Here is a 21,066-nt window from a genome sequence, read left to right on the forward strand (position 1 = left end):
GAACCGAATTTGACACGATCAATGCGCTGAAGAGCTGCCCGATGGCAAATTTTGCGATCAAAGCGCGGTTTCCTCAAGAGCCCTTCGAAAGCCCCTCCGCTACCGTTTAAGAACCCTTCAAACCCTTGAAATCAAGGGATTTGGAAAATGGTCGTTGTTCTCTGCAGGGGGAGAAGAGCGGCGTCTCGATGATTATTTTACCAATTCCAACATGCAAGCGTGTTGCATGTGCCAATGAAAACTTAATTTCTACTGAATAATCAAAACGATAGCAGGGAGATCGCCGCCGCATGCACCTGCAAGCGGCCTCTGCGGCTCCCTAGCCGCTACTCTACCAACTGAAATGGCTTTTTGAGCTTTGTACCGAAGCGACTCTCCAGTTCCACAAGAACCGGATACAACGAAGCCAGACCGTCGCCGAGATGACGATCTAACTTCTCGTTGAGCCTAATCATGTCTGGAATTTTTGACCGATGAAGGCTTATCGATTTGAACGTTCCGTCAGCATTAGCGACCAATTCCATGTCGTTAGCCTGGACGTTATGTTCATGCTCTTTCAGCCCGTAATAGAATGTGGTGATTGGCCCGATGGTAGTTCCCGGTAAAACTCTGTAATTTTGAAAGATTGTTCTGTTGCACTATCGTTAACGACGACGGGTTCAACACCGTCACAAAATCGTCTGTCCCGTTGAAATCCCGGAGCCTCTGGGTTTGCTTGCGCAGAATGGTGGAAATTTGCGCATGCTCAATGACAATCGCTCTTAGCACGTTCAGTTGCTCGAACTCATGCAGGTATCGATCCCGCCTTCTGTTGAGGCTCGCATTTATTAATGCGCCGGCCACCAGCGAGAAAAAGCCGAGAAAAACACCGACAGCGTTACCGACGATTGTCGCTTGAGCTGGCTTCAAATCCCCCAGGAAGCTCCACGCTGATATAATTTGCTCCATCAGCGACCTCAGAGACGCGACATCATGGGTAGCGGAGCATGACCGACAAAAATTATGCGGCCCCCTACAACAAGATCATCAACTCGATCAACGGCGAAGCTCTCGTCTTGATAGCCAGCGGCGACGTTGTCAGATGTGAGGTATAACCTCCCGTCCATGCGCCATCTTGCTCGCTTGACGACAACTCTATCGTTGACATTGAAGTGGTAAATCCGACCGTCATCTACTTCCGTTTGAGACCTGTCGGCAATTAGAATCGCGCCATCTGGGATTGTCGGCCACATTGAGTCCCCACGCGCCTCCAACAGGTAACAATGATCAGGGCTGCCGCCAATATTATACAGGAACTGCCGTTGGAATCCCACTTCACTAGAAGGCAAGGATTCCACCGGAATTAGGCCGTTCCCCAGCGAGGCTTGAACATCGTACATAGGCAGCATCACTAGGTCGGCTATTATCAGCCCGGAATTTATCGCCTTATCGATCACTTGCGTGGAGTAATGTCCGAAAAGAACCCAATGGACATCAGCGCCTAACTCATCGCAAATTTTTGCGATTTCGTGGAGACCGAATGATCGCTTGGCCTGCTTGTAGGCAGTCCAGGTGTTTGCTGAAATTCCCAGACGCGTCGCGAATTGCCCCTCGGTTTCGTCGTCCTTTTTGAACGTCAAAATACGTTCGATGACGTTCGGATAATCAAACTCCAAGCTCATCGCGAGATAACGCAATTATTTGCGATTGACCCATTGTAAATCACCATATTTTGCGATACCTCTTTCTTTAGATAAAGAATTTGCGTTTATCAAAAAAGAAGGCCTGCCAGCCTTCCCCTCAACTTTAAGGACCAAATATGCACCGTGACACCGGGTCGTCAACGGCAATGGCGAAGCTACGCCTCAAGGAAGTAAAACGCATCAAAGATCGCCTCTTTGATGCAGGATTAACGCTCAGGGATGTGGATAGGATGTACGGCCTGCCGACCGGCATTGCGGGCAGGACGCTCTTAGAGCCCAACACTAAAGGTGAGCGAGCTATAGCCGCCGCTCTCAAAACCCGCCCCCACCTCCTTTGGCGCAGCCGTTACTTTTCGGATGGGACACGGAAAACTCCGCAGCCGCCTGAAAATTACGCACGCCTCCCGACCATGGAACAGCGACGCGCTGCTAGCCGCGAATCCTCTCATCAGGACGCCGCATAATGCGTGGCACGGATCGCGATCGCTGCTCTAGGCTCCAGACTCAATTGATCCACCATGTGACGATCGCTGCAATGTAGCACGTTGCCTCGAAGTTTATCATGAGCTTGTCGTATCGCGTCGCGACACGTCTCCAGTCCTTGAGACGGCAGAATGTCCGCTCGATTATATTCCGTCTTCGGTAGGCGACCGGGTCGAACGGTCTGATCCTCTTTCGGGTTGGATTGTTTGGGATGACTGGTTGCGTGCCGCGTGCTGTCAGGAAGCTGCGTAAGGCGTCGCTGTCGTAAGCCGTATCTGCGGCGCACAGACGTGTCGGAGGCAGGGGATCAAGGAGCGGGATGGCAATGGGTGCATCACCACGTTGCCCAGGCGTTATTCGCAACGCGACTGGACGGCCACAACCATCGACAACAGCATGGACTTTTGTCGATCTGCCGCCTCTCGATCGACCAATTGCTTCGGCATCCGCCCCCCTTTTCCACCAGCGGCAGAACGGTGTGCCTTTGCGGTTGTGCTATCGATCATATGGATGTCGCGATCGGTCGTTTGCACCAGAGACTCAAACAGTCGCCGCCATATCCCTTTTGCAGACCAGCGATGGAAGCGATTATAGATCGTTGTCGAAGGCCCGTAGCAGGATGGACAATCCTGCCAGCGGCAACCGGATCGCAAGACGTGGATGATGCCGCTGATAACCCGGCGATCATCAGTACGATGAGCGCCGGGTTGGTTGGTCGGAAGCAGCGGCGAAATCACTGCCCACTGTTCGTCATCAAGCCAAAATTCGCCCGCCATGGTCAAACACTCCTGCTTCTACAGGCAGTGAATCATAGATAGCCAATCTCATCAACAATTTGATTGGGTTTGGACCCTAGCCTACCGCACCTGAGTGCAAGACCGTTCGACCGTCCCGGCTGTCAGACCCAATCTCCGATCCGCGCCACACCCCGACCATCGCTGATCGGCCGGGCGCGCACAATGACCAAACGTGATGCCAAATTTACCACCCCAATTTTCATTCCGGCGCGGTGTTCGCTGTGCCGGTGGGCCGAAGCACTGCTGATTTTTGTACCTGCGTTCGCAGGCGTTTCGGCCGCCCTTTTCCTCCTCATCAACCGCATTGGAGCCCATCAATGAATGCTGTTCTCAATCATGCCGTCGTTCCGTTTTTTGACCGCGTTCCACCGCGCGGCAAAGCTGCTGTCCTCGCAACTTTCGACAACATCGTCGACAAGGCCTGGACGCTGAAAGAGGCGTTTACGCAGTTCAACAACACGCTTCGCTCTAAGGACATTGAAGGCCCGACGCACGCGGAGTTCGAAGACTGGTATGCCCGCGTCAAGAATGGATTGATCGAGCGGCCGCACTTCTCGGAAGCGATCGTTGCCGCCGCAGTCGATAGCCGCAAGACCAGACCGAGTGTAGTGAAGCAGCCCATGGGCGTGGGCCTCGCAGTCGATAATACCGCGTCCGATCTCGACGGGCTGAAACATGCCCGCGCCATCGTCGAAGCGGCAGACCGTCTATTCGAGGCGAAACTTGCGGCCGGTTACAGCCCGTTGTCTTTGATGACAGAGGACACGATCGTCGCGGAGGCGTTGCGGCAGCTGCTCGAAGCCGATGGGCCGGGCTTTTTCAGTAACTCGCTTTCGAATGCAATCGATGCGGCCCACGCCATTCTTATCGATCGGGCCACGGACGAACAGCTGCACCACCTGCTCGATGTCCTGACCATGGATATGCAGCCCGCGCTTTGCCGCTCACTGGCGCGGCGTCCGCCTCCCGCAGCCGATTGAGAACATCGCTTCGCGCCCCCAGGGAGCGATGCCAGATGCCGGGACGAGCCATCCCCTCCAGTTCGCCCCGGCATCACCCCAACATCTTCTTCCAGCAGCAGAGCCAGTGAATTTATGATCAACCCATATTCCGAAGAAGAACGACTGCAGGCGATGATCTCGGCGAGTTTTCGCGCCAGCCGCGCCCACTTCAACCATCTTCCCCTTCGTCACGTCATCAATCCGCCCGCAGACATGTTTGACGCCAAACTGGCGCGGCAGGTGGCAATCTATGTGCTTCATATCGATTTCGGCGTACCGCGTCGTCGCCTCGTCGCGCTGCTCAGCGTAGCGCGCTGGACGGTCATGCAGGCGGTTCGCACTGTCGAAGAGCGCCGCTTTGAAACGCTTTTCGACCGCGCTTACGAGCGCATCGGCGCCCGCGCTAAAGACAATTTCATGGCTGCGCTGCACGAAGCGGCCGAAGAGCGGGGCGCGGCGTAATGGCTGAGTTCGTCCGCGCCACCATTTCCGAAATCTTCATCGGCGAGCGCCTGCGCCCGATCGATAATGATTATGCCGAGGCCATTGCCGCCTCGATGTCCGAACATGGGCAGATCAGCCCGATCATGATCCGCCGCACCCCCGCCAAAAAGGGTACGCCCTTCACGCTCGTGGCCGGTGGTTATCGCACGACTGCCGCCAAGCTGCTCGGCTGGACCGAGATCGACGCCATTGTCGTCAAGGCTGACGGCGTCGAGGCGCAGCTGCTGGAGATCTCTGAAAACCTTTATCGCAACGATTTGAACGCGCTTGATCGCGCGATCTTCGTCATGAAGTACCGTGAGCTTTGGGAAGAGAAGCACGGCAAGATAACGAAAGGCAGATACGCGGCTGAAAAGGGTAACGATTACCCAATTTTCGCTAAGGGCCGCTCCCTGGCAGAGAAGGTTCAAGAGCGCTTTGGCTTTGGTGCAGAAACCTACAAGCTCGTATCACGCATCGGGAAAAATCTCGATCCTCAGCTACGCCAAGCGGTTCGCGGGACCACAGCCGAGAACGATCAATCTCAGCTACTCCAACTCGCAAAACTGCCACCGGAAGATCAGATCAAGGTCGCGAAGACGCTCCAGGTGAACCCGGACGTCAAGCTGGCTCTGAGTTTCACGAAACCGCCAGCGATCGTTCCGACGGTCGCGCCAAAATCTCAATCAACCATCTATTCCAATCTTATCGCCGCCTGGGACGAGGCGAGCGAGGAAACACGCGACGCCTTCCTTCAACAGATCGGCATGTCTGACAAGCCCGACGCTCTCATGAAGGCGATCCGCGAGGAGGCCGCATGAAACGCCACCCCAAGCAAATGGATTTCTTCAATCAGGCAGTCTTCCCGACGCGCACGGCTTCGGAAACACTTGATCTCGATCGCTTCCGGTCGAACCTGAAACGAGAAATGGCCCGAGCCATCCGCGAATGCCCTTTCGACCGCGACACGATCGCGGCGCGGATGGCGCTTTATCTCGGGCTCGACAAGGTTTCGAAAGCCGCGCTCGACGCCTACACGGCAGAGAGCAAAACCACCCACGATATCAGCATGCCGAGGTTCAAGGCCTTCGTCCGCGCCACCAGCGCGCCGTGGCTTTGGGATGTCGTCGTTTCCGATGACGGCTTGCTGCTCCTCGAAGGCGACGAAGCGCGCCTGGCAGAGATCGCCCGTATACGTCAGGAGCAACGGCTTCTCGCGCAGGAACTCAAGGTTCTACAGGCGACACCTGTCACCATTCGGCGGGGTCGCAAATGAAGAAAGAGTGGTTCACATCTGCCGAACTGGCGCAGGCGGCTTTGCCGGGCGTCCCCGGCACTCGCCAAGGGATTGAGCAATTCATTGCCCGTTCTGGCGTTCGTTCTACTCCGCACGCTCGACAGCGTGTCGGGCTCGGCGGCGGGTTTGAATATCACTTTTCATTCCTGCCGCCTTCAGCGCAGGCGAAGCTCGTGTTTTTGAACACGGAAGTGCCGGACGATAACCGCCGCTCGAAGGCCTCAAAGATGCTTTGGCAGCGGTTTGAAGCCCTTTCGACCGCCCATAAAGAGATCTGCAAAGCTCGCCTTAAAGTGCTTCTGGATGTCGAGGATTTGCGCGCGTCCAACATCAGCATGAAGGACGCCGTAGCGCACGTCACTCGCAAAGCCGATATCGCTCCCGCAACCTTCTATGAGTGGCGCAAGCTCACGGACGGCCATTCCCGTCAGGACTGGCTTGCAGCGCTTGCCCCTTCCTTCTCCTCCAGCGCTGATGGCGAAGTTGCCGAGATCGGCGCATGTCATCCAGACGCGTGGAACATCCTGAAATCGGATTTCCTTCGTCCCGAGCGTCCATCTTTCAGCAGCTGCTACCGCCGCATGATGATGATTGCCCAGGATCAGAAGCTTGAACCGATCGCCTCCGAGCGCTCACTACGCCGCCGCCTCGATGCCGAGGTTCCAAAGGCAGCACAGGTCTTAGCGCGTGAGGGCAAGGATAAAGCGAAGCAGTTGTTTCCAGCGCAACAGCGTTCGGTCGCTGGCCTGCATGCGCTCGAAATCGTCAACACGGACGGCCATAAGCTTGACCTCTTCGTCCGCGTTCCGTGGTCCGCCTCGCCAGTGCGTCTGACGCTGATCGGTATTCAGGATGTTTATTCCCGCAAGGTGCTGTCCTGGACACTGGCGGAAGCGGAAACATGGGAAGCGGTGCGCACCTGCTTCGGTTCGATGATCGAGAACAATGACGGCGCGATCCCCTATCACGCCTACATGGATAACGGTCGCGCTTTTGCGGGCAAGATGATTTCGGGCGGAGCGAAGACCCGTAACCGCTTCAAGATCACTGAAGATGAGGTGGCGGGGCTTCTGAAGACGCTCGATATCGTGCCGCACTTCGTCAAGCCATATTCTGGTCAGTCGAAGCCGATCGAGCGCGCCTGGCGCGACCTTGCCAGCGAGATCTCGAAGCATCCCTCCATGTCTGGTTGCTACACTGGCAACAAGCCCGATGCGAAGCCGGAAAACTACGGTTCCAGCGCCGTACCGCTTGATGTGCTGCAAAAGCATGTTGCCGCCTGCATCGAAGAACACAACAGCCGAACTGGCCGTAAGACCGAGACTGCAAAGGGGCGCAGCTTTAACCAGACGTTCGCGGACAGCCTCGCCAATCCGTCCACGATCATCCGTTACACCTCAAGCGCCCAGCGCGCCCTATGGATGCTCTCTGCTGTCGCCATCACGGCCCGCAAGCCAGACGGCGCGATCCACATGCACGGCAACCGCTATTGGAACGCGGCGCTCAATCAGTGGATCGGCAAGAAGCTTACAGTGCGCTTTGATCCGGCCGACCTTCATAAGCCGATCAAGGTTTATGATCCGCAAGGCCGTTTCCTCTGCGATGCCGATTGCCTGGGCATGACCGGCTTCAACGACACAGGCGCTGCTCGCACACACGAGAAAGCCCGCAAGACCCATCAGAAGAACCTCGCGGCGTTGGCAAGGAGCAACGCGGCACTCTCGCCGATCGAACTTGGCGAGATCATGGACAAGGGGCGCAAGGCGGCGGCTCGCAACCGTCCAGAGCAACCGGTTCGCCCGGTCGTCACACGTCTTGTCACCAGCAATCTGGCGCACGCGCCAGCGCCCGCCGACGCTGTGAGCGAGGATCAATACGAAGACATTTTCGCGAGAGGCCTAGCCCGCGTTGCGGGCGGCGAAAGCGCGATCATCCCATTCCCGAAAGGGAATACCCAGGTGGGCACCAAGCCCACCCGCAAAAGAAGAGCCGATAAGTAGTGAGTACGGTTCCGCCGAGACAGGGCGAAAAAAAGAGCGGCCAAAAGGCCGCCCCAAACTTGAACACGAGGAACCTTATATGAAAAAGCCAACAACCGCAAATGGGTGGGAGCAGTCCAATCCAGTCGCCGAGTTTCTGACGAAGCATCCGGCATCCGAAGTCGATCTCTGGCGCAAGCTGACGGCCGGTGTCGCCAGCATTGCAAGCTCTAACGGCTGGAGCAAAGCCGAAGTCTCCCGCCGCACAGGCATTCCAGACGGCACGTTCTCGCAGTGGTTCAGCGGCAAGTACCCCGGCGTTCTGGCAAACCAAAATCAGCTTGTCTCCAACTGGCTCGATGCGATCGAGGCAAGCCAGAACATGGCCGCGCAAATGCCGGTGTCTCCACCCTTCCAGCGCACGTCCGTGGGTATGGATGTATTCAACACTCTCCTGTTCACACAGGTGTCGGCAGGTTTTACGGCTATTACGCTTGCCTCTGGAAGCGGGAAGACTGCGGCGGCAAATTACTTCTGCGCGACCCGGCCCCACGCCTTCATGGCGACGCTTAGCCCGAACACCAAGACCGTGCATGGCATGCTCGTCGAGCTTTGCGCGGCGATCGATGTTCAGGAGCACAACCCCGCAAGATACGTCCGCGCAATCGGCAACAAGCTACGCAGGGTCGGTGAAGGATCCATCCTCATCATTGATGAGGCGCAGAACGCGACGCCTGACGCGGTCAACCAGTTGCGGCACTTTGTCGATAACTACGGATGCGGCGTCGCCCTTTTGGGCAACGAACACACGGCGACTGCCTTCGTCAAAGATCAGGGCCGCTCGGTTGCAAGCCGTGCCCAGGTGCTCTCTCGCTTCGACAAGCTCCTGCAGCGAGAGCGTGACCCGGTCGGTGACGCAAAGATGCTCATCGCGGCATGGGGTGTAAGCGATCCCGATTGCGAAAAGTTCTTGCTCGGCATTGGCAGCAAAGCCGGTGCGCTGCGCCTGATCGACCGCACGATGAAAGCAGCCTCCATGGCCGCGATCGGCGACGGCGAAGAGGGCATCACACTTGCCCATCTGCAAGCCGCCTGGAAGAACCGCAACATGGGGGACGTCCTATGACGAAATCCACCCTGAAACTTCATCTGGAAAAGCTCTCTGCCGTCTTCCAGGAAGCCGAGAAGATGAAGGCTGACGAGACCCTTGTGCTGGATGCGCTCTCAGCCCGCACGGTGGCGCAGACCCTGAAGCTCCTCACCAAACAAGTTGGCCTGCTGGAGTTGGAGGTTTCGATCCTGCGGGACAGCGAGGCAGGCGTTCGCCTTGCCGCGACAGCCGAGCAACTGGCGACAGGTGAGCTTGCGGGCATGCTGGATGCAGCTGGCGCAAATGTCATCCGTCCCAACTTCGGAGGAAATCGCCATGAGTAAAGCACCCGATTGCGTTTCCGACATGCTGCGGGATCTACAGCAGCATTTACGAGACGCCCTGAATGAAAAGGGCCATGTACACCAGGGCCGCAAGACATCGGCGTTGCTGGTTTACAATCTCGGGCGCATCGCCGAGGCCGCAAGCAAGCTTGAAAATGCGTGGTCACAGGCTGAGTGGAACCGCCGCGCAGCAGCCGATCAGCTGGAACTGATGAGGCACCTAACACGCGACGCCGAGGAAGTTCTCGACCTGATGCGGCCGGAAAAGCCGAAAGGCAATGTCGTTGTGCCTTTTCCGCAGCGGCCAACAACGCCGCAACCGCCATCCCCTCCAGGCGGTAACGCCGCCTGATCTCCCGTTTCACATAAATCTATGAGGTTTAGACCCATGCAGTCAGTCATCATCGAAGAAAGCGCAAAGCCAGGCGTAACCGTCCTCAACGGCCGGGAGTTCATGAACAACTCCAAAGGCGGGCTCGATCCCATCGGCAACGTCAAAGACCAGTACAAGCTCGAGGACCAGACCGTGCGCAAATGCATTGAGTACGCGCTCGACCTGAATGCGCAACTCTCCCGCTTTCGCAACCATACTGCCGTAGACCTCGGCACCCTCGATGCGCTCCTGGCAGAGAAGTACAATGTCACGATCGGCGGAAAGAAGGGCAACCGCACCTATCAGACGTATGACGGCCTGATGAAAATTCAGGTGCAAGTTTCCGACCTCATCACCTTCGGCCCGGAGCTTCAGGTGGCAAAGTCACTCATCGATGCTTGCCTGACCGAATGGAGCGCCGACAGCCGGCCGGAAATCCAGTCGATCGTCACACGCGCCTTCAACACCGAAAAGGAGGGACAGGTAAACCGCGCCGACGTGTTCATGCTGCTGAAGCTGGAGATCGAGGACGAGCGCTGGAAGACCGCCATGGAGGCGATCCGGGATGCCATCCGCGTCACAGGCTCAAAGGAGTATGTGCGCTTTTACAAGCGGGACAGTCTGGAGGATGAGTTCAAGCCCATTACAATTGATCTGGCGAAGGCGTGAGGAGCTCATTCAATGAAACCTGTATTCGCTTTTCATCAGCCTCAGGTAAAAAATCAATTCACCCAAACTTTGTTTGTGTGCCGCAACTCCCCTCTCAAAGCGGTCAAGTGCTCTGAGCGCGTCCTGGGAATACAGCGTCACAAGGCTCGGTTGATTCGCAACCTTCGCACCTTCCAAATCTCGGCAGAAAGAGATGAGGTTGCTGACGTTGGCTTCGAACCCAAGAGCCCCGGCCTCCATCAGGCCATACCGATAAGCAAGGTCTCCCGAAAAAAGGTCCAAGGCTTCGGCAAAAGGCTTAGTGCTGATTACGTGGGTCACATGGTGGGAGGACCCAAGTGCTTGGCTTGCCACCTCAGCTACGAGCAATGGGGCTTCGGGCAACATCTCTTTAAGCTTTTTGACAGCAACCGCACTGTAAACTTCATAGTGAAACTCCAGTTGGGAAAGCGCTGGCACCATCAATCGTTCGACGCGCAATCGATCTGCTCGGACGCTAAGATTGACCAACTGGCGGTGTCGCTCTTCTGCCCTTCTGTCGGTTTTCTCCATCGTCGCCACGGTCCACGTCGCGGCTCCGACTGCGAGCAAACCTGTAATCAAAGTCTGAAAATCAAAGATGATGTTCCGCCACGGGTCCCCGCCCTTTTGGCCTTCGATCTCCCTCGGCGCTCCAATCAGCACTGGCGGAATAATCGTGACTATCAGCACAAAAGCGCCCAGAACCTTAAGTCTCTTCTTAATGCTCGCCCGCATCTCAACCCCCGTCAGCGCCACCTCGTCGAGGTGTCCCACTTTTCGCGTGAGTCTGGAAGAGTGCTGCAACCTAATCAGGTCGCAGCGAACGCCGTGAGAGACGCCCGCCTGTTTTGGAAAGGTTGCGCGGCATGATCACCGTTATCCCACGGGAATTACTGGCGCGCGTGGTCGATGAGGTTTTTGGCGGCGCGATCGAGGACACATCGGTTATCGAGGAGATTTACGCGGCCATTAAGAAGGCGGAAGCAGACGAGCAGCTTCCCGCCGCGCAGCGCGCGCTTTACTTCTGCCTGACCTGCCAGTGGTACGCCTCAGATGTTGACGGCTGCACATACCGAGCGGAGGAAATTTTCGTCGACAGCGCCGGCACGCGGTTTTGCGCGAAATGCGCCGATGAATACCGTGGCGGTACAAGGCATATGAGGAAACTGTCGCTTATCCTCTCACGCGCCGAGCCTCATCTTGAGGCCGGCATACCCGCACCGAAAGGCGGTGCGGCATGATCGAGCAGACGGAAATCAACATTACCCTCATCCAGACCAACCGCGTTGACGGCTATCTACGTCTCGTTAGCCCGCTGGAATACGTGGCTCAAGATACAATGGCTGACGCGTCGAGGTTCATTCTCCAGAAGTACCCTGATGTCACGCTGCGGCAGATACTAAGCGACATTCGGTATCGGAAGCTCGTAAGCATTCGAATGGAAATGGTTGTCCATTACCGCGATGTGCTTGGCAAAACGTACCCGCAGATCGCACGCTTCATGCGACGCGACCACACCTCCATTCTGCATCTTTATCGCAAGGCGAAGGCCGCAGAGGCGGCGAACTTACCATGAAGAGCATCATTTTTCTCGACGCGAATCTTCGCTCACACTCGGCGGCCACCAAATCCGGAAAATCGATAATCAAGATCGAACTGGAGACGGTTGATCACTACGAGCTGGCGGACATACTTCGCCAGCTCGATAAGATTGACGTAGAGCAGAAAGCGGCCTCGAAGCTGAAGGCTGGCCGCACATGAAGCAAAAGCTTTCCATCCCCCCGGCTTTTTCCAAGGGTTATGCATTGTGTAACCCGAGCGGCCGGCTGCTCCCGAAAACGGTTCGCGGCACCAGAGACGCAGCTATCTCCGCGCGCTTTCCCGTCAAGAAGACGCGGGATGCCTCCTGGGCGAAAGCACAGGCAGAGGGCTGGAGCGTCAAGCTGGTCTATGTCCGCGTGTTCATCCCCGTTTTCAAATCCACCAACCCCAAGACTGAGGAGGTTTGCGATGTCGAGGACATTTGAAGCCGAGCCAATTCTTTTGGCATTGATCAAAGAATATCAGGACCTGGGCTGCTTCATTTTCAACGACGACGGCAAGATTTACGCCCGCGTCACGTCTCCCGAGAACGATCAGGGCGAAGTCCACTTCAAGATGGATTTTTGCCTGACGACGATCGCGGAGACTGCGGCAGAGAGGCTTTCATCATGAGCAAGACGATCGCCGCCATCAAGATCGAACAGAAGAAGCTCGGCCTGGACGATGACACCTATCGTTTGAAGCTGCAGCACCTGACCGGCAAAACATCGACAAAGGACATGACAGAGGCCGAACGGCAAAAGGTTCTTGTGAGCCTGCGCGGCAATCAGCCTAAGCCAGTGGCGTTTCGTCACGACGGCCGCGACGGCAAACACCGCCTTTCCGGCAAGTACCTGCCGAAGATGCGTGCGCTTTGGATCGCCTGCTACAATCTCGGCATCATTGAAGACAAACGCGATGTGGCGCTTGAGGCTTTCGCCATGGGCCGCCAGTTGCCCGAGATTTCAGATATGCGGTTCGTCCACAAGCCCGAGGACGCTGCTAGCGTCATTGAGGCGCTGAAGGGCATGCTGGCGCGATATGGCGTTGTCTGGAAAGACGAGACGCCATGCCCTCCAGATTACGCAAAGAGCCACGGCTACAAGATCGCAAGGGCACAATGGTCTTGCCTGCGCGCCCGGTCGGGCGATTTCTGGCCGATCGTCACCGAACTGGTCAACCAGCCTCCAAGCTATCGAGACGTTACTGACGCCGAGTGGATCACGGTAATGAACTGGTTCGGTGCGCAGCTGCGCCGCGAGAAGGCCGCTCTTGCAAAGGTCGGCAAATGACACAGACGCCCGATCGCGCCTATATGACACCGCTGCTCAACCGCATCGCAGATGTTGCGGGTGAGCGGGCGGCGCTCATACTCGGCCGCGAAAAGGCGGGGCAACAGATTTATATTCCCGGCACGGTCACACCAGAGCATTGGCTATCGCAATTGGTCGGATACGATGCGGCTGTAGCGATTGTGGGAGCGTTCGGCATTCAGAACATCGTAATCCCGGCGGCGCTAGCGGGCGAGAAAATTCGACGGGCAAGAGTCATTGCCGAACTGCTCGACAATGGTTATTCAATCAACGAAATCGTACGACGAACAGGCGTCTCTTTCAGCACTGTTCGTAACCATTCAAAAAAGCGCGGCAAAAAAAACGATCAACAGGGCGAATTGTTCTAGCCCATGTGACTTTTGTCATGGGTAGGTGTTGCTGCCAAACCGCCAATAGTCCCCATCACGGGGACGCTTCGAGCCCCTTTCAAGGGGCTTTTTTAATGACTACTCAGACGTTCGGCGAATGGGCAATCGGCAAGCTGCGCGACGCCGGTGCATATGCCGGTGCCTATGACGGCGTTGAAGGCCGTCAGTATATTGAGGCGTTGAAGCGCTTTCAGTACAGCCGGGGACTGAAAGTCACCGGCCGGGCTGACGACGACACAGTGATAGCGCTTCGGCTTGTCCCAAAGCGTCGAACCGATGGCACCACGCCTGATCTCGTGGTCGCCGAAGTCCCCCCGAAAATCACCGAGCCGGTCTGGTTGCGAGACGCCCGCCGTTATCTCGGCGTGAAGGAGATCCCCGGTCCAAAGTCAAACCCGATCATTCTCGGCTTCGCCAAGAAGCTCGGCGGCTGGATTGCGTCCTGGTACACCAACGATGACACGCCCTGGTGCGGGCTATTTGTCGCGAACAACATTGCGACCACGCTTCCAGAAGAGCCCATGCCTGCAAACCCGCTCGCCGCGCTCAACTGGAAGAAGTTCGGCAAGGAAGTTGAGCCCCGCGTCGGAGCGATCCTCGTATTCGGTCGGAAGGGTGGCGGCCATGTCGGTTACTACCTCGGCGAAGACGCCACGGATTTCCACGTTCTCGGCGCCAACCAGGACAACGCCGTCACGATAAAGCGCATCCCGAAAGAGCGCCTCGAAAAGGGTGGCGTCCGTTGGCCGACAACAGGTGAAGCACCGACCGGTGGAAGAGTGGCCCTCACGCCTGGCGGCGCGGCTTCCTCAAAGAGCGAGGCCTGATCTTGAGACCATCTTACGGAACGTCAAAGCGCTATCTCTGGGGCTCGTTTTGGGCCTCCTGGGGCGGCATCTATCTGCTTATCGTCAGTGCGATTTGCGGGTCCAAAGAAGCCGTTGGCCTGTCTGGATTTGTTATTCCGGCGCTGTTGACGCTGATCGCCGCAATGCTTGGCGTTCATCGGCACTACGGCAGCAAGGATTTCGAGGCCGCCGCAAGCGCTGAAGCAGAAACGCCTCCGCCGCCTCCGCCCTACCTTCCAAGAGACCAGCCGGAAGATGCAGGGGAGCCGGCACGATGATCGAAGCTTGGCTTTTGAAGGCGGCTCGGCCTCTCATCATCGTGTTGCTCCTGATCCTGGCCGCGCTCTTCCTCGGATGGCTCACCATCACCACGGTCAACGGCATGATTGCTGATGCCGTCGCCAGCACAGTCTCGGAACGGAACGCATTTTGGACAGCAGGAATCGAGGCAGCGAACAGGAAAGCCGCCGAGGCGGAAGCTAACCAAGCCCGGCGCGCGCTCGATCTGGAGCGCGACACCAATGTCAAACTGGATGCGCTGCGCACCCAAAAGCAAGAACGGGAAAACGAGAATGCGCGCTTGCCGAATGGCGATAGTTGCGGCCTTGGCCGGGGTCGCGTCCGCCTGCTCCCTCACTGAGGCAAAGGCTCCCATCGAATACCGCGCCGCCGCGAGACCCTCCGTCCCGCCGGCGTCTCGCGTTCCCTGCGTCCCCGGCGACGTGCCCGACCGGGATCTGGACCAGCGAGAAGTGACGAAGGCTTGGGGTGCTGACAGAACCGAAATCATCTCATGCGATGCCCGCCGTGCCGCTGCGGTTGCCGCGATCGACAACATGCCGGCACAGGAAACGAAGCAATGAATTTCGGCAGCAACGCTGCTTTGGATCTCGCATCCGACAGAGCAGAGCAGGAACGCGAGGCGTCGATATCGGCTGTTTCCCGATCCCTACGGGCGCCCGGCACGCCCGAATGTGAAGACTGCGGCAATGACATCGCGCGTGAACGACGGATCGCTTTGCCCTCCGCCACACGTTGTATCTTCTGCCAAACTCTTTTTGAGAGGAACAGCAGATGACTTTCGATCTCTCACTATTGACCGCCCTGGTAGCACTCGCGCTTTCGTCGCTTAACCTGTTTGTAGCCGTCCGCAACATCATGTCAGAAGGCGAGAAGAAGCTCGCCGAGCGGATGGCGAAAGCGGAGACCACGCTCATCAACCACGATCGCCGCATCCAGAAACTCGAAAACGACCTCACGCATATGCCGGATCGAGAAACGACGCATCGTCTCGAAATCACACTGGAGCGGATGCTTGGTCGGTTGGACACCATGGATGAAAAGCTGAAGCCGATCGCCTCCACCAATCACCGCCTGCAGGAGTACCTGTTGGAGAACGCCGACAAATGACAATGGAGAAACTGATGGTCGAAGAGGCGCGTCTTGCCATCCTGAAGGAGCTTGCCAAGGAAGATAATCAGGCGATCTCCTCTAACAGAATGCAGGCTTATCTCTTGAAACGCCTGCTCATCGACAAGCCACGTGAGTGGGTGGAACAGCAGTTTGTTTACCTGCGGGATATGGACGCGGTCACGATCGTGCAGGCTGACACTGTCAAAATCGCTCGACTGGCAGAACGGGGCGAATATCACCTTCAGGGGATAATCACCATTCCGGGCGTATTGCGCCCGAGCGCTCGTAGCGAGAACTAAGGTCATGGCAAAACAGGGTCGCGGGAGGCTAAACCGGATTGAGCTTCTGCCGGAAGCCTGCGCTCATGTCGTGACGTGGGCTGCGGAGGAATTGCAGCGCCGCGATCGGACGCAGACAGAAATCTATGAGGAGTTTGTCGGAAAGCTTCAGGCCGTCGATCGCGAACATCGCGGCGAACTTCAGATCGACATCCCCTCATTTTCGGCCTTCAATCGCTACTCCCTGAAACTGGCGACGCTTACGCAACGATTGAACCAGACACGCGAGATCGCCACGGCACTCGCCAGCAAGTTCGACGCCGGCGCATCCGATGACCTCACGCTCATTGCGTCAGAGGCAATCAAGACGCTGGTGTTCGAACTCGTGACCAACGGTGGCGAAGCGGGCTTTGATCCGAAGAGCGCGAAAGCTCTTGCGGACGCCCTATTCTCGGCAACTCGTGCCCAGGGCGTATCAACGAACCGCCGCATCAAGGTCGAAAAGGAATTTGCCGACAAGGTCGACCAGGCCGTCGAAACCGTTGCCAAGGCCAAGGGCCTAACGCGTGAAACAGCGGCAGACATCAAGAAGAACATTCTCGGGGTCGGCAATTGAGCGCACACGTTGACCCGAACACGCTGGTCCTGGAAGAGGACTGGATCAAGTTTCGCCGAGAGAAGATGCAGGAGTTGCCGGAAGAGTTTTCCGGCAAGTCCCTGCCTGATGTTCTCCTTCAGCACCAGAAAGAACTTCTCCAAGCCACAAGCGCCTACAACCTCGTCGTAACTGACAAGAGCCGCCGCGTCGGGGCAACTTGGGGCGTAGGTGCCGATGCGGTTTTGACAGCCGGCCTTGCCCGCAGCGAAGGCGGAATGGACGTTCTTTATCTCGGCTACAATCTCGATATGGCCCGCGAGTTCATCGACACCTGCGGCATGTGGGCAAAGGCTTTTGCGCCGGCCTGCTCCGAAGTTCAGGAGTTCATGTTCACCGAACAGGGCGATAAGGGCGAAGAGAAAGCCATCAAGGCGTTTCGCATCACTTTCGCCAGCGGCTTTGAGATCGTGGCGCTATCCTCCAAGCCCCGATCGCTTCGCGGCCGGCAAGGTTACGTCATCCTGGATGAGTTTGCTTTCCATGATGACGCAGAGGAGTTGCTGAAAGCCGCGATGGCTTTGCTGATCTGGGGCGGCAAAGTTCTGGTGATCTCGACGCACAATGGCGTGGACAACCCATTTAACCAGCTGATCGAGGATATCAGGGCGGGGAAGCGTCCCGGCAAAGTCGTGCGCGTCACCTTTGATGACGCCTTGAACTACGGGCTTTATCAGCGTGTGTGTCTGAAGACAGGCAAAGAATGGTCTCCTGAAGGTGAAGCCGCTTGGCGCGCCGGCATCTATAAAACCTATGGCGCTGGCGCTGACGAGGAACTGCGGTGCATCCCGTCGCAGTCTTCCGGCTCATATCTGCCCCGGACGCTGATCACCGCCAGGATGAAAAAGCATATTCCCGTAATCCGGTGGAAATCGCCTCCCGGTTTCGTCGATTGGCCTGCGGATCTCCGTAAATCTGAGATCGAGGATATTTGCGCGGAAAAGCTCAAACCTCTGCTCGATGATTTGAACCCGTTATGGCGTTCCGGATTCGGCCAGGACTTTGGCCGATCAGGAGACTTGTCCGTCATACACCCGTTTCAGGTTCGGCCTGACCTGTCGCTTGCGACGCCTTTCGTGCTGGAGCTCCGCGACGTTCCGTTCGAAAGCCAGAAAGAGATCGTCTTCTACATCCGGTCGCGCCTGCCCCGCTTCTTTCATGCGGCACTTGATGCCACCGGTAACGGCGCGTTTCTAGCTGAAGCGTGCAGGCAGAAATTCGGCGCGAGCTTTGTCAGCGAAATCAAGCTTAGCTCGTCCTGGTACATCCTCAATATGCCGAAGCTGAAGGCGGGGTTTGAGGATGACAAATTCGAGCTTCCGTTTGATGACGATATCCTTGCCGACTATCGCGGCATCGCCATGGTGAAGGGCATTGCCAAGGTGCCCGACGACGCGCGCACGATGGGCGCAGACGGCTTCCCCCGGCATGGTGACGCGGCGATCGCCGGTGCGCTTGCCGTATTTGCCAGCGAGCAGGACGGCGGTGAGATCGGCATTGGCACCACTGGCGAGCAGCGCGAAAGCTCGAAAATCGCAGAACAATATACCGGCGATCTCGGGGAACTCGTACCCCGTGCAGATCTCGCCGACTTCATGAGGATGTAACATGGCCGCGCTCATCACACAGGAAATCGCGACCGTCGCGTCGGACCCGTATGTCCCGCACTTCCAGGACATCATGCAGCCGACCGACGAAGTGCTGCAGGGGCGTGGCGGTATTGCCGGTCTGAAGGTCTACGACGAAATCCGCCGAGACCCGCACGCGTTTGCCATCCTGCAAAAACGCAAGCTGGAGGTCGTCAGCCGTGAATGGAAGGTTCAGCCACCGGAGAACCCGTCCAGGCTGGAAAAGAAAGCGGCCGAAGAGGTAGAGCGGCAGCTGAAGGCGCTCGACTTCGACAAGCTGACGAAAGGGCTGCTCGGCGCGATCCTGAAAGGCTTCGCGGTCGGCGAGGTCATGTGGGATATCGTTGAGGGCGTCTGGACCGTCAAGCTTGTGCGCGTCAAGAAACAGCGTCGTTTCCGCATGACAGTTGACGGCGCGCTGCGCGTGCTCACCAGAGCGAATAACCTTAAAGGCGAGCCCGTTCCCGATCGCAAATTTATCGTCCACCGGCATTCGATCGACGATGACGATGACGATCCCTATGGCGTCGGGCTGGGCTCGGTTCTTTACTGGCCGGCATGGTTCAAGCGCCAGGTGTTGGCGCATTGGCTCCGGGGCGTGGAGAAGCACGCCTCGCCTACTGTCCACGCGACCTATACCGGCGGCTTCGATAAAGACCGCCAGACGATGATCGAAGCTGCACTGCGTCGGCTCGCCAATGACACCGGCGTCGTCACACCTGAAGGCGTCACGATGGCCCTGCTGGAAGCCGCTCGTGGCGGCGGTGGCGATCTGCAGGAGAAGTTAAGCCGGTACCTCGACGAGTTGATGAGTGAGGCAGTGCTCGGCGAAACGCTATCCACCAACAGCGGCGAAAGAGGCGCGCGCTCTCTGGGCGAGATCCACAACGAAGTGCGCATTGCCATTGCCAAGGCCGATTCCGATCTGCTCAGCGCCACGATCAAGAACACGATCGTCCGCTGGATCGTGGAACTGAACTATCCAGGCGCACGCCTGCCCGACGTCTGGCGCGATTTCGCGGAGGCCGAGGATCTCGACAAGAAAGTCGATCGCGACAAGAAACTCTATGAGATGGGCTATGAGCCGGCCGATATCGCCTACATCGACGAAACCTATGGCGGCGAGTGGGTGAAACGGGAAAAGCGCGACCCACTGGAGACACCCGGGGACGGTCAACCGAAGCCGCAGGTGACGGCCGACCTGGAGTTTGCGGAAAACCCCAACAGCGTTTCGGCGCGCGGTCAAAGGGTGGTTGAGGAGCTTTCAAGCCAGCTTGAAACCGTCGCGCAGCCAGCGATCGACGCGATGATCGAGCGCATCCGCACCGAGTTTACCGAGGCGCAGGATTACGACGATCTGGTTCTGAGGCTGGCGCGCTTGTCGGGCGAACTCGGCATCGAGGACCTCGCGGCCGCGCTGGAACAGGGCTCGCTCCTGGCAGAGCTGGAAGGCGTGGACAGCGTCAATGGCTGATCTGCCGTTCCAGGAAGCGATCGACTTCATCGCGCAGAAGGTCAATCTGCCGACGCGCCGGTCTGACGATCTGCGCCACGGCGCGCATGTGAGAGCATTTTCTGTTGCTGGCGTCGCCCGCGACGACATGCTTTCCGATTTCCGATCAGCGATCGAGAAAGCACGGACGCAAGGCACGTCGCTTGCCGACTTTCGCAACGACTTCGACAAGATCGTCGAGCGTTATGGCTGGAAGTATTTCTCGCATGGGAAGACTGACGAGGAGCGCAGCGCCTGGCGCTCAAAGATCATCTTCACCACCAATATGCGCACGTCCTACATGGCCGGCCGCTGGAAGCAGCTGACCGACCCGGACGTGATGCGATACCGGCCTTATCTGGAATACATCCATTCCGGTTCGCTGCATCCCCGCAAACTCCACCTGTCCTGGAACGGCAAGATATTACGCGCCGATGATCCGGCCTGGCGCTACATGTTCCCGCCGAACGGCTTTGGCTGCTTCTGCGATGTAGAGAGCCGGTCCGAGCGAGATCTGCTGCGCATGGGGAAGTCGGGGCCTGATCCGTCGCCCGATCTTAACGCTTACGAGGACATAGACCCACGTACCGGTCAGCCTGAAATGCGCATTCCTGGCATCGATCGGGGATGGGAATACAACGTTGGTCACGAGTGGCTGCATGGTTTGGTACCGACAGAGCTACAAGCCCCATTGCCACCGATCGGAACGCCAGCGCCTGCACGTCCGCTCCCACCCTTGCCGAAACCTGCCAAGGCCGATCCCGCCGATATCCTGCCGGAGAACGACACCCCGGAAAACTACCTGTCGGCGTTCCTGGCGAAATTCGGCCTCAACGCTGACGAGGCGGGATACTATCGGGATGCATCGGGCGGCATCATCGGCATAGACCGGTCCTTGTTCGAGCAGCGTATGCCCGATGGAACCGTGGTCGGCCTGAAGAGCGGCAAGCGAGGGCGCGGGCAATATGCCATCCTGCTTGCCGACGCCATCCAGTCGCCCGACGAAATATGGGTAGACTGGGCAGCGGTGAAATCGGGAACGGTCCTGCGCCGCGCCTACCTGAAGCGCGTCGAACTGGATGACGGCCGCAGCATGTTCATCCGCTTTGAGTGGACGAAGAACGGCTGGACCGCGATCACGGGTTTCGACACGACGGAAAACTATATCGAGGCGTACAGAAAGGGCGCGCTGATCTACCGCAAAAATTAAAGGCGCGGTTTCCGGCCGCGCCTTGATCGGGTGATCTACG

Annotated in this window: 32 protein-coding genes; 28 read left to right on the top strand and 4 right to left on the bottom strand. The window is 57.6% G+C overall.

Annotated elements, in window-relative coordinates; all coding sequences use genetic code 11:
* Positions 1 to 546 precede the first annotated feature (546 nt).
* Positions 547 to 948, bottom strand: coding sequence for a hypothetical protein (locus QE435_RS10775; protein WP_349041347.1), 402 nt, complete (start codon positions 946 to 948; stop codon positions 547 to 549).
* Between the two features lie 8 nt (positions 949 to 956).
* Positions 957 to 1,661 (bottom strand): LexA family transcriptional regulator, encoded by a 705-nt coding sequence (locus tag QE435_RS10780; RefSeq protein WP_349041348.1) that lies wholly within the window; start codon positions 1,659 to 1,661, stop codon positions 957 to 959.
* A gap of 167 nt (positions 1,662 to 1,828) precedes the next feature.
* On the opposite strand from QE435_RS10780, the gene QE435_RS10785 reads away from it, so the two are divergent.
* Positions 1,829 to 2,146 carry a helix-turn-helix domain-containing protein gene (locus tag QE435_RS10785; RefSeq protein ID WP_349042841.1) on the top strand — a complete coding sequence of 106 codons (318 nt, stop codon included), beginning with the start codon at positions 1,829 to 1,831 and terminating at the stop codon, positions 2,144 to 2,146.
* A 40-nt stretch (positions 2,147 to 2,186) separates the two neighbouring features.
* On the opposite strand, the gene QE435_RS10790 is transcribed toward QE435_RS10785, so the two are convergent.
* Positions 2,187 to 2,941 (bottom strand): IS5 family transposase gene (locus QE435_RS10790; protein WP_349041349.1). Its coding sequence is split into 2 segments (ribosomal slippage): positions 2,187 to 2,611 and positions 2,611 to 2,941, totalling 756 coding nucleotides; the frame shifts between segments, so codons are not numbered across the junction.
* Between the two features lie 183 nt (positions 2,942 to 3,124).
* On the opposite strand from QE435_RS10790, the gene QE435_RS10795 reads away from it, so the two are divergent.
* The 10 genes from QE435_RS10795 to QE435_RS10840 all read left to right on the top strand — a co-directional run bounded on the left by QE435_RS10795 (position 3,125) and on the right by QE435_RS10840 (position 10,198).
* Positions 3,125 to 3,283: a hypothetical protein gene (locus tag QE435_RS10795; protein WP_349041350.1), complete on the top strand. Its 159-nt coding sequence runs from the start codon at positions 3,125 to 3,127 to the stop codon at positions 3,281 to 3,283.
* The gene (locus QE435_RS10800) at positions 3,280 to 3,942 is read left to right on the top strand and encodes a hypothetical protein (protein WP_349041351.1); all 663 of its coding nucleotides are present in this window, start codon (positions 3,280 to 3,282) and stop codon (positions 3,940 to 3,942) included. Before QE435_RS10795 ends, QE435_RS10800 begins: the two co-directional genes overlap by 4 nt.
* Before the next feature lie 114 nt (positions 3,943 to 4,056).
* The gene (locus tag QE435_RS10805) at positions 4,057 to 4,425 is read left to right on the top strand and encodes a hypothetical protein (RefSeq protein WP_349041352.1); all 369 of its coding nucleotides are present in this window, start codon (positions 4,057 to 4,059) and stop codon (positions 4,423 to 4,425) included.
* Positions 4,425 to 5,267 carry a ParB N-terminal domain-containing protein gene (locus QE435_RS10810; protein ID WP_349041353.1) on the top strand — a complete coding sequence of 281 codons (843 nt, stop codon included), beginning with the start codon at positions 4,425 to 4,427 and terminating at the stop codon, positions 5,265 to 5,267. The genes QE435_RS10805 and QE435_RS10810 overlap by 1 nt, the downstream gene beginning before the upstream one ends.
* Positions 5,264 to 5,722, top strand: coding sequence for a hypothetical protein (locus tag QE435_RS10815; RefSeq protein WP_349041354.1), 459 nt, complete (start codon positions 5,264 to 5,266; stop codon positions 5,720 to 5,722). The genes QE435_RS10810 and QE435_RS10815 overlap by 4 nt, the downstream gene beginning before the upstream one ends.
* Complete coding sequence (locus QE435_RS10820) at positions 5,719 to 7,743, top strand: transposase domain-containing protein (protein ID WP_349041355.1); 2,025 nt, start codon at positions 5,719 to 5,721, stop codon at positions 7,741 to 7,743. Before QE435_RS10815 ends, QE435_RS10820 begins: the two co-directional genes overlap by 4 nt.
* A gap of 79 nt (positions 7,744 to 7,822) precedes the next feature.
* Positions 7,823 to 8,848, top strand: a complete 1,026-nt coding sequence (locus tag QE435_RS10825) for an AAA family ATPase (protein WP_349041356.1) — start codon at positions 7,823 to 7,825, stop codon at positions 8,846 to 8,848.
* Complete coding sequence (locus QE435_RS10830; protein ID WP_349041357.1) at positions 8,845 to 9,156, top strand: hypothetical protein; 312 nt, start codon at positions 8,845 to 8,847, stop codon at positions 9,154 to 9,156. Before QE435_RS10825 ends, QE435_RS10830 begins: the two co-directional genes overlap by 4 nt.
* Positions 9,149 to 9,508, top strand: coding sequence for a hypothetical protein (locus QE435_RS10835; RefSeq protein WP_349041358.1), 360 nt, complete (start codon positions 9,149 to 9,151; stop codon positions 9,506 to 9,508). The genes QE435_RS10830 and QE435_RS10835 overlap by 8 nt, the downstream gene beginning before the upstream one ends.
* A gap of 36 nt (positions 9,509 to 9,544) precedes the next feature.
* Positions 9,545 to 10,198 carry a DUF3164 family protein gene (locus QE435_RS10840; protein ID WP_349041359.1) on the top strand — a complete coding sequence of 218 codons (654 nt, stop codon included), beginning with the start codon at positions 9,545 to 9,547 and terminating at the stop codon, positions 10,196 to 10,198.
* A 9-nt stretch (positions 10,199 to 10,207) separates the two neighbouring features.
* Here the strand turns inward: QE435_RS10840 and QE435_RS10845 are convergent, their stop codons facing one another.
* On the bottom strand, positions 10,208 to 10,954 hold the full coding sequence (locus QE435_RS10845) for a hypothetical protein (RefSeq protein ID WP_349041360.1): 747 nt from the start codon (positions 10,952 to 10,954) through the stop codon (positions 10,208 to 10,210).
* 131 nt (positions 10,955 to 11,085) lie between these two features.
* Here QE435_RS10845 and QE435_RS10850 point away from each other — a divergent pair, with 131 nt between their 5' ends.
* The 17 genes from QE435_RS10850 (at position 11,086) to QE435_RS10930 (ending at position 21,026) form a co-directional block, all read left to right on the top strand.
* Positions 11,086 to 11,460, top strand: a complete 375-nt coding sequence (locus QE435_RS10850; protein ID WP_349041361.1) for a hypothetical protein — start codon at positions 11,086 to 11,088, stop codon at positions 11,458 to 11,460.
* On the top strand, positions 11,457 to 11,795 hold the full coding sequence (locus tag QE435_RS10855; RefSeq protein WP_349041362.1) for a hypothetical protein: 339 nt from the start codon (positions 11,457 to 11,459) through the stop codon (positions 11,793 to 11,795). The genes QE435_RS10850 and QE435_RS10855 overlap by 4 nt, the downstream gene beginning before the upstream one ends.
* A complete protein-coding gene (locus QE435_RS10860) occupies positions 11,792 to 11,980 on the top strand; it encodes a hypothetical protein (protein ID WP_349041363.1) in 189 nt (62 codons plus the stop codon). Before QE435_RS10855 ends, QE435_RS10860 begins: the two co-directional genes overlap by 4 nt.
* Positions 11,977 to 12,246, top strand: a complete 270-nt coding sequence (locus tag QE435_RS10865; RefSeq protein ID WP_349041364.1) for a hypothetical protein — start codon at positions 11,977 to 11,979, stop codon at positions 12,244 to 12,246. The genes QE435_RS10860 and QE435_RS10865 overlap by 4 nt, the downstream gene beginning before the upstream one ends.
* Complete coding sequence (locus QE435_RS10870; RefSeq protein ID WP_349041365.1) at positions 12,230 to 12,433, top strand: hypothetical protein; 204 nt, start codon at positions 12,230 to 12,232, stop codon at positions 12,431 to 12,433. The genes QE435_RS10865 and QE435_RS10870 overlap by 17 nt, the downstream gene beginning before the upstream one ends.
* Complete coding sequence (locus QE435_RS10875; RefSeq protein WP_349041366.1) at positions 12,430 to 13,092, top strand: regulatory protein GemA; 663 nt, start codon at positions 12,430 to 12,432, stop codon at positions 13,090 to 13,092. The genes QE435_RS10870 and QE435_RS10875 overlap by 4 nt, the downstream gene beginning before the upstream one ends.
* Positions 13,089 to 13,481 (top strand): helix-turn-helix domain-containing protein, encoded by a 393-nt coding sequence (locus QE435_RS10880; RefSeq protein WP_349041367.1) that lies wholly within the window; start codon positions 13,089 to 13,091, stop codon positions 13,479 to 13,481. Before QE435_RS10875 ends, QE435_RS10880 begins: the two co-directional genes overlap by 4 nt.
* Before the next feature lie 95 nt (positions 13,482 to 13,576).
* On the top strand, positions 13,577 to 14,329 hold the full coding sequence (locus tag QE435_RS10885) for a TIGR02594 family protein (RefSeq protein ID WP_349041368.1): 753 nt from the start codon (positions 13,577 to 13,579) through the stop codon (positions 14,327 to 14,329).
* Positions 14,330 to 14,331: 2 nt separating this feature from the next.
* Positions 14,332 to 14,628, top strand: a complete 297-nt coding sequence (locus tag QE435_RS10890) for a hypothetical protein (protein ID WP_349041369.1) — start codon at positions 14,332 to 14,334, stop codon at positions 14,626 to 14,628.
* Positions 14,625 to 14,990: a hypothetical protein gene (locus QE435_RS10895; protein ID WP_349041370.1), complete on the top strand. Its 366-nt coding sequence runs from the start codon at positions 14,625 to 14,627 to the stop codon at positions 14,988 to 14,990. Before QE435_RS10890 ends, QE435_RS10895 begins: the two co-directional genes overlap by 4 nt.
* Before the next feature lie 219 nt (positions 14,991 to 15,209).
* Entirely contained in the window at positions 15,210 to 15,428 is a 219-nt protein-coding gene (locus QE435_RS10900; RefSeq protein ID WP_349041371.1) for a TraR/DksA C4-type zinc finger protein, read from the top strand.
* Positions 15,425 to 15,760: a DUF2730 family protein gene (locus QE435_RS10905; RefSeq protein ID WP_113488689.1), complete on the top strand. Its 336-nt coding sequence runs from the start codon at positions 15,425 to 15,427 to the stop codon at positions 15,758 to 15,760. Before QE435_RS10900 ends, QE435_RS10905 begins: the two co-directional genes overlap by 4 nt.
* A 14-nt stretch (positions 15,761 to 15,774) precedes the next feature.
* Complete coding sequence (locus tag QE435_RS10910; RefSeq protein ID WP_162760683.1) at positions 15,775 to 16,062, top strand: hypothetical protein; 288 nt, start codon at positions 15,775 to 15,777, stop codon at positions 16,060 to 16,062.
* A 4-nt stretch (positions 16,063 to 16,066) separates the two neighbouring features.
* On the top strand, positions 16,067 to 16,657 hold the full coding sequence (locus QE435_RS10915; RefSeq protein ID WP_349041372.1) for a DUF3486 family protein: 591 nt from the start codon (positions 16,067 to 16,069) through the stop codon (positions 16,655 to 16,657).
* The gene (locus QE435_RS10920) at positions 16,654 to 18,303 is read left to right on the top strand and encodes a hypothetical protein (protein WP_349041373.1); all 1,650 of its coding nucleotides are present in this window, start codon (positions 16,654 to 16,656) and stop codon (positions 18,301 to 18,303) included. Before QE435_RS10915 ends, QE435_RS10920 begins: the two co-directional genes overlap by 4 nt.
* 1 nt (position 18,304) lies before the next feature.
* Positions 18,305 to 19,798, top strand: coding sequence for a DUF935 family protein (locus QE435_RS10925; protein WP_349041374.1), 1,494 nt, complete (start codon positions 18,305 to 18,307; stop codon positions 19,796 to 19,798).
* Positions 19,791 to 21,026 (top strand): PBECR2 nuclease fold domain-containing protein, encoded by a 1,236-nt coding sequence (locus tag QE435_RS10930; protein WP_349041375.1) that lies wholly within the window; start codon positions 19,791 to 19,793, stop codon positions 21,024 to 21,026. Before QE435_RS10925 ends, QE435_RS10930 begins: the two co-directional genes overlap by 8 nt.
* Positions 21,027 to 21,066 lie beyond the last annotated feature (40 nt).

Origin of the sequence: Agrobacterium sp. SORGH_AS 787 (assembly GCF_030819035.1) — a bacterium.
GTDB classification, from domain to species: Bacteria; Pseudomonadota; Alphaproteobacteria; order Rhizobiales; family Rhizobiaceae; genus Agrobacterium; species Agrobacterium larrymoorei_B.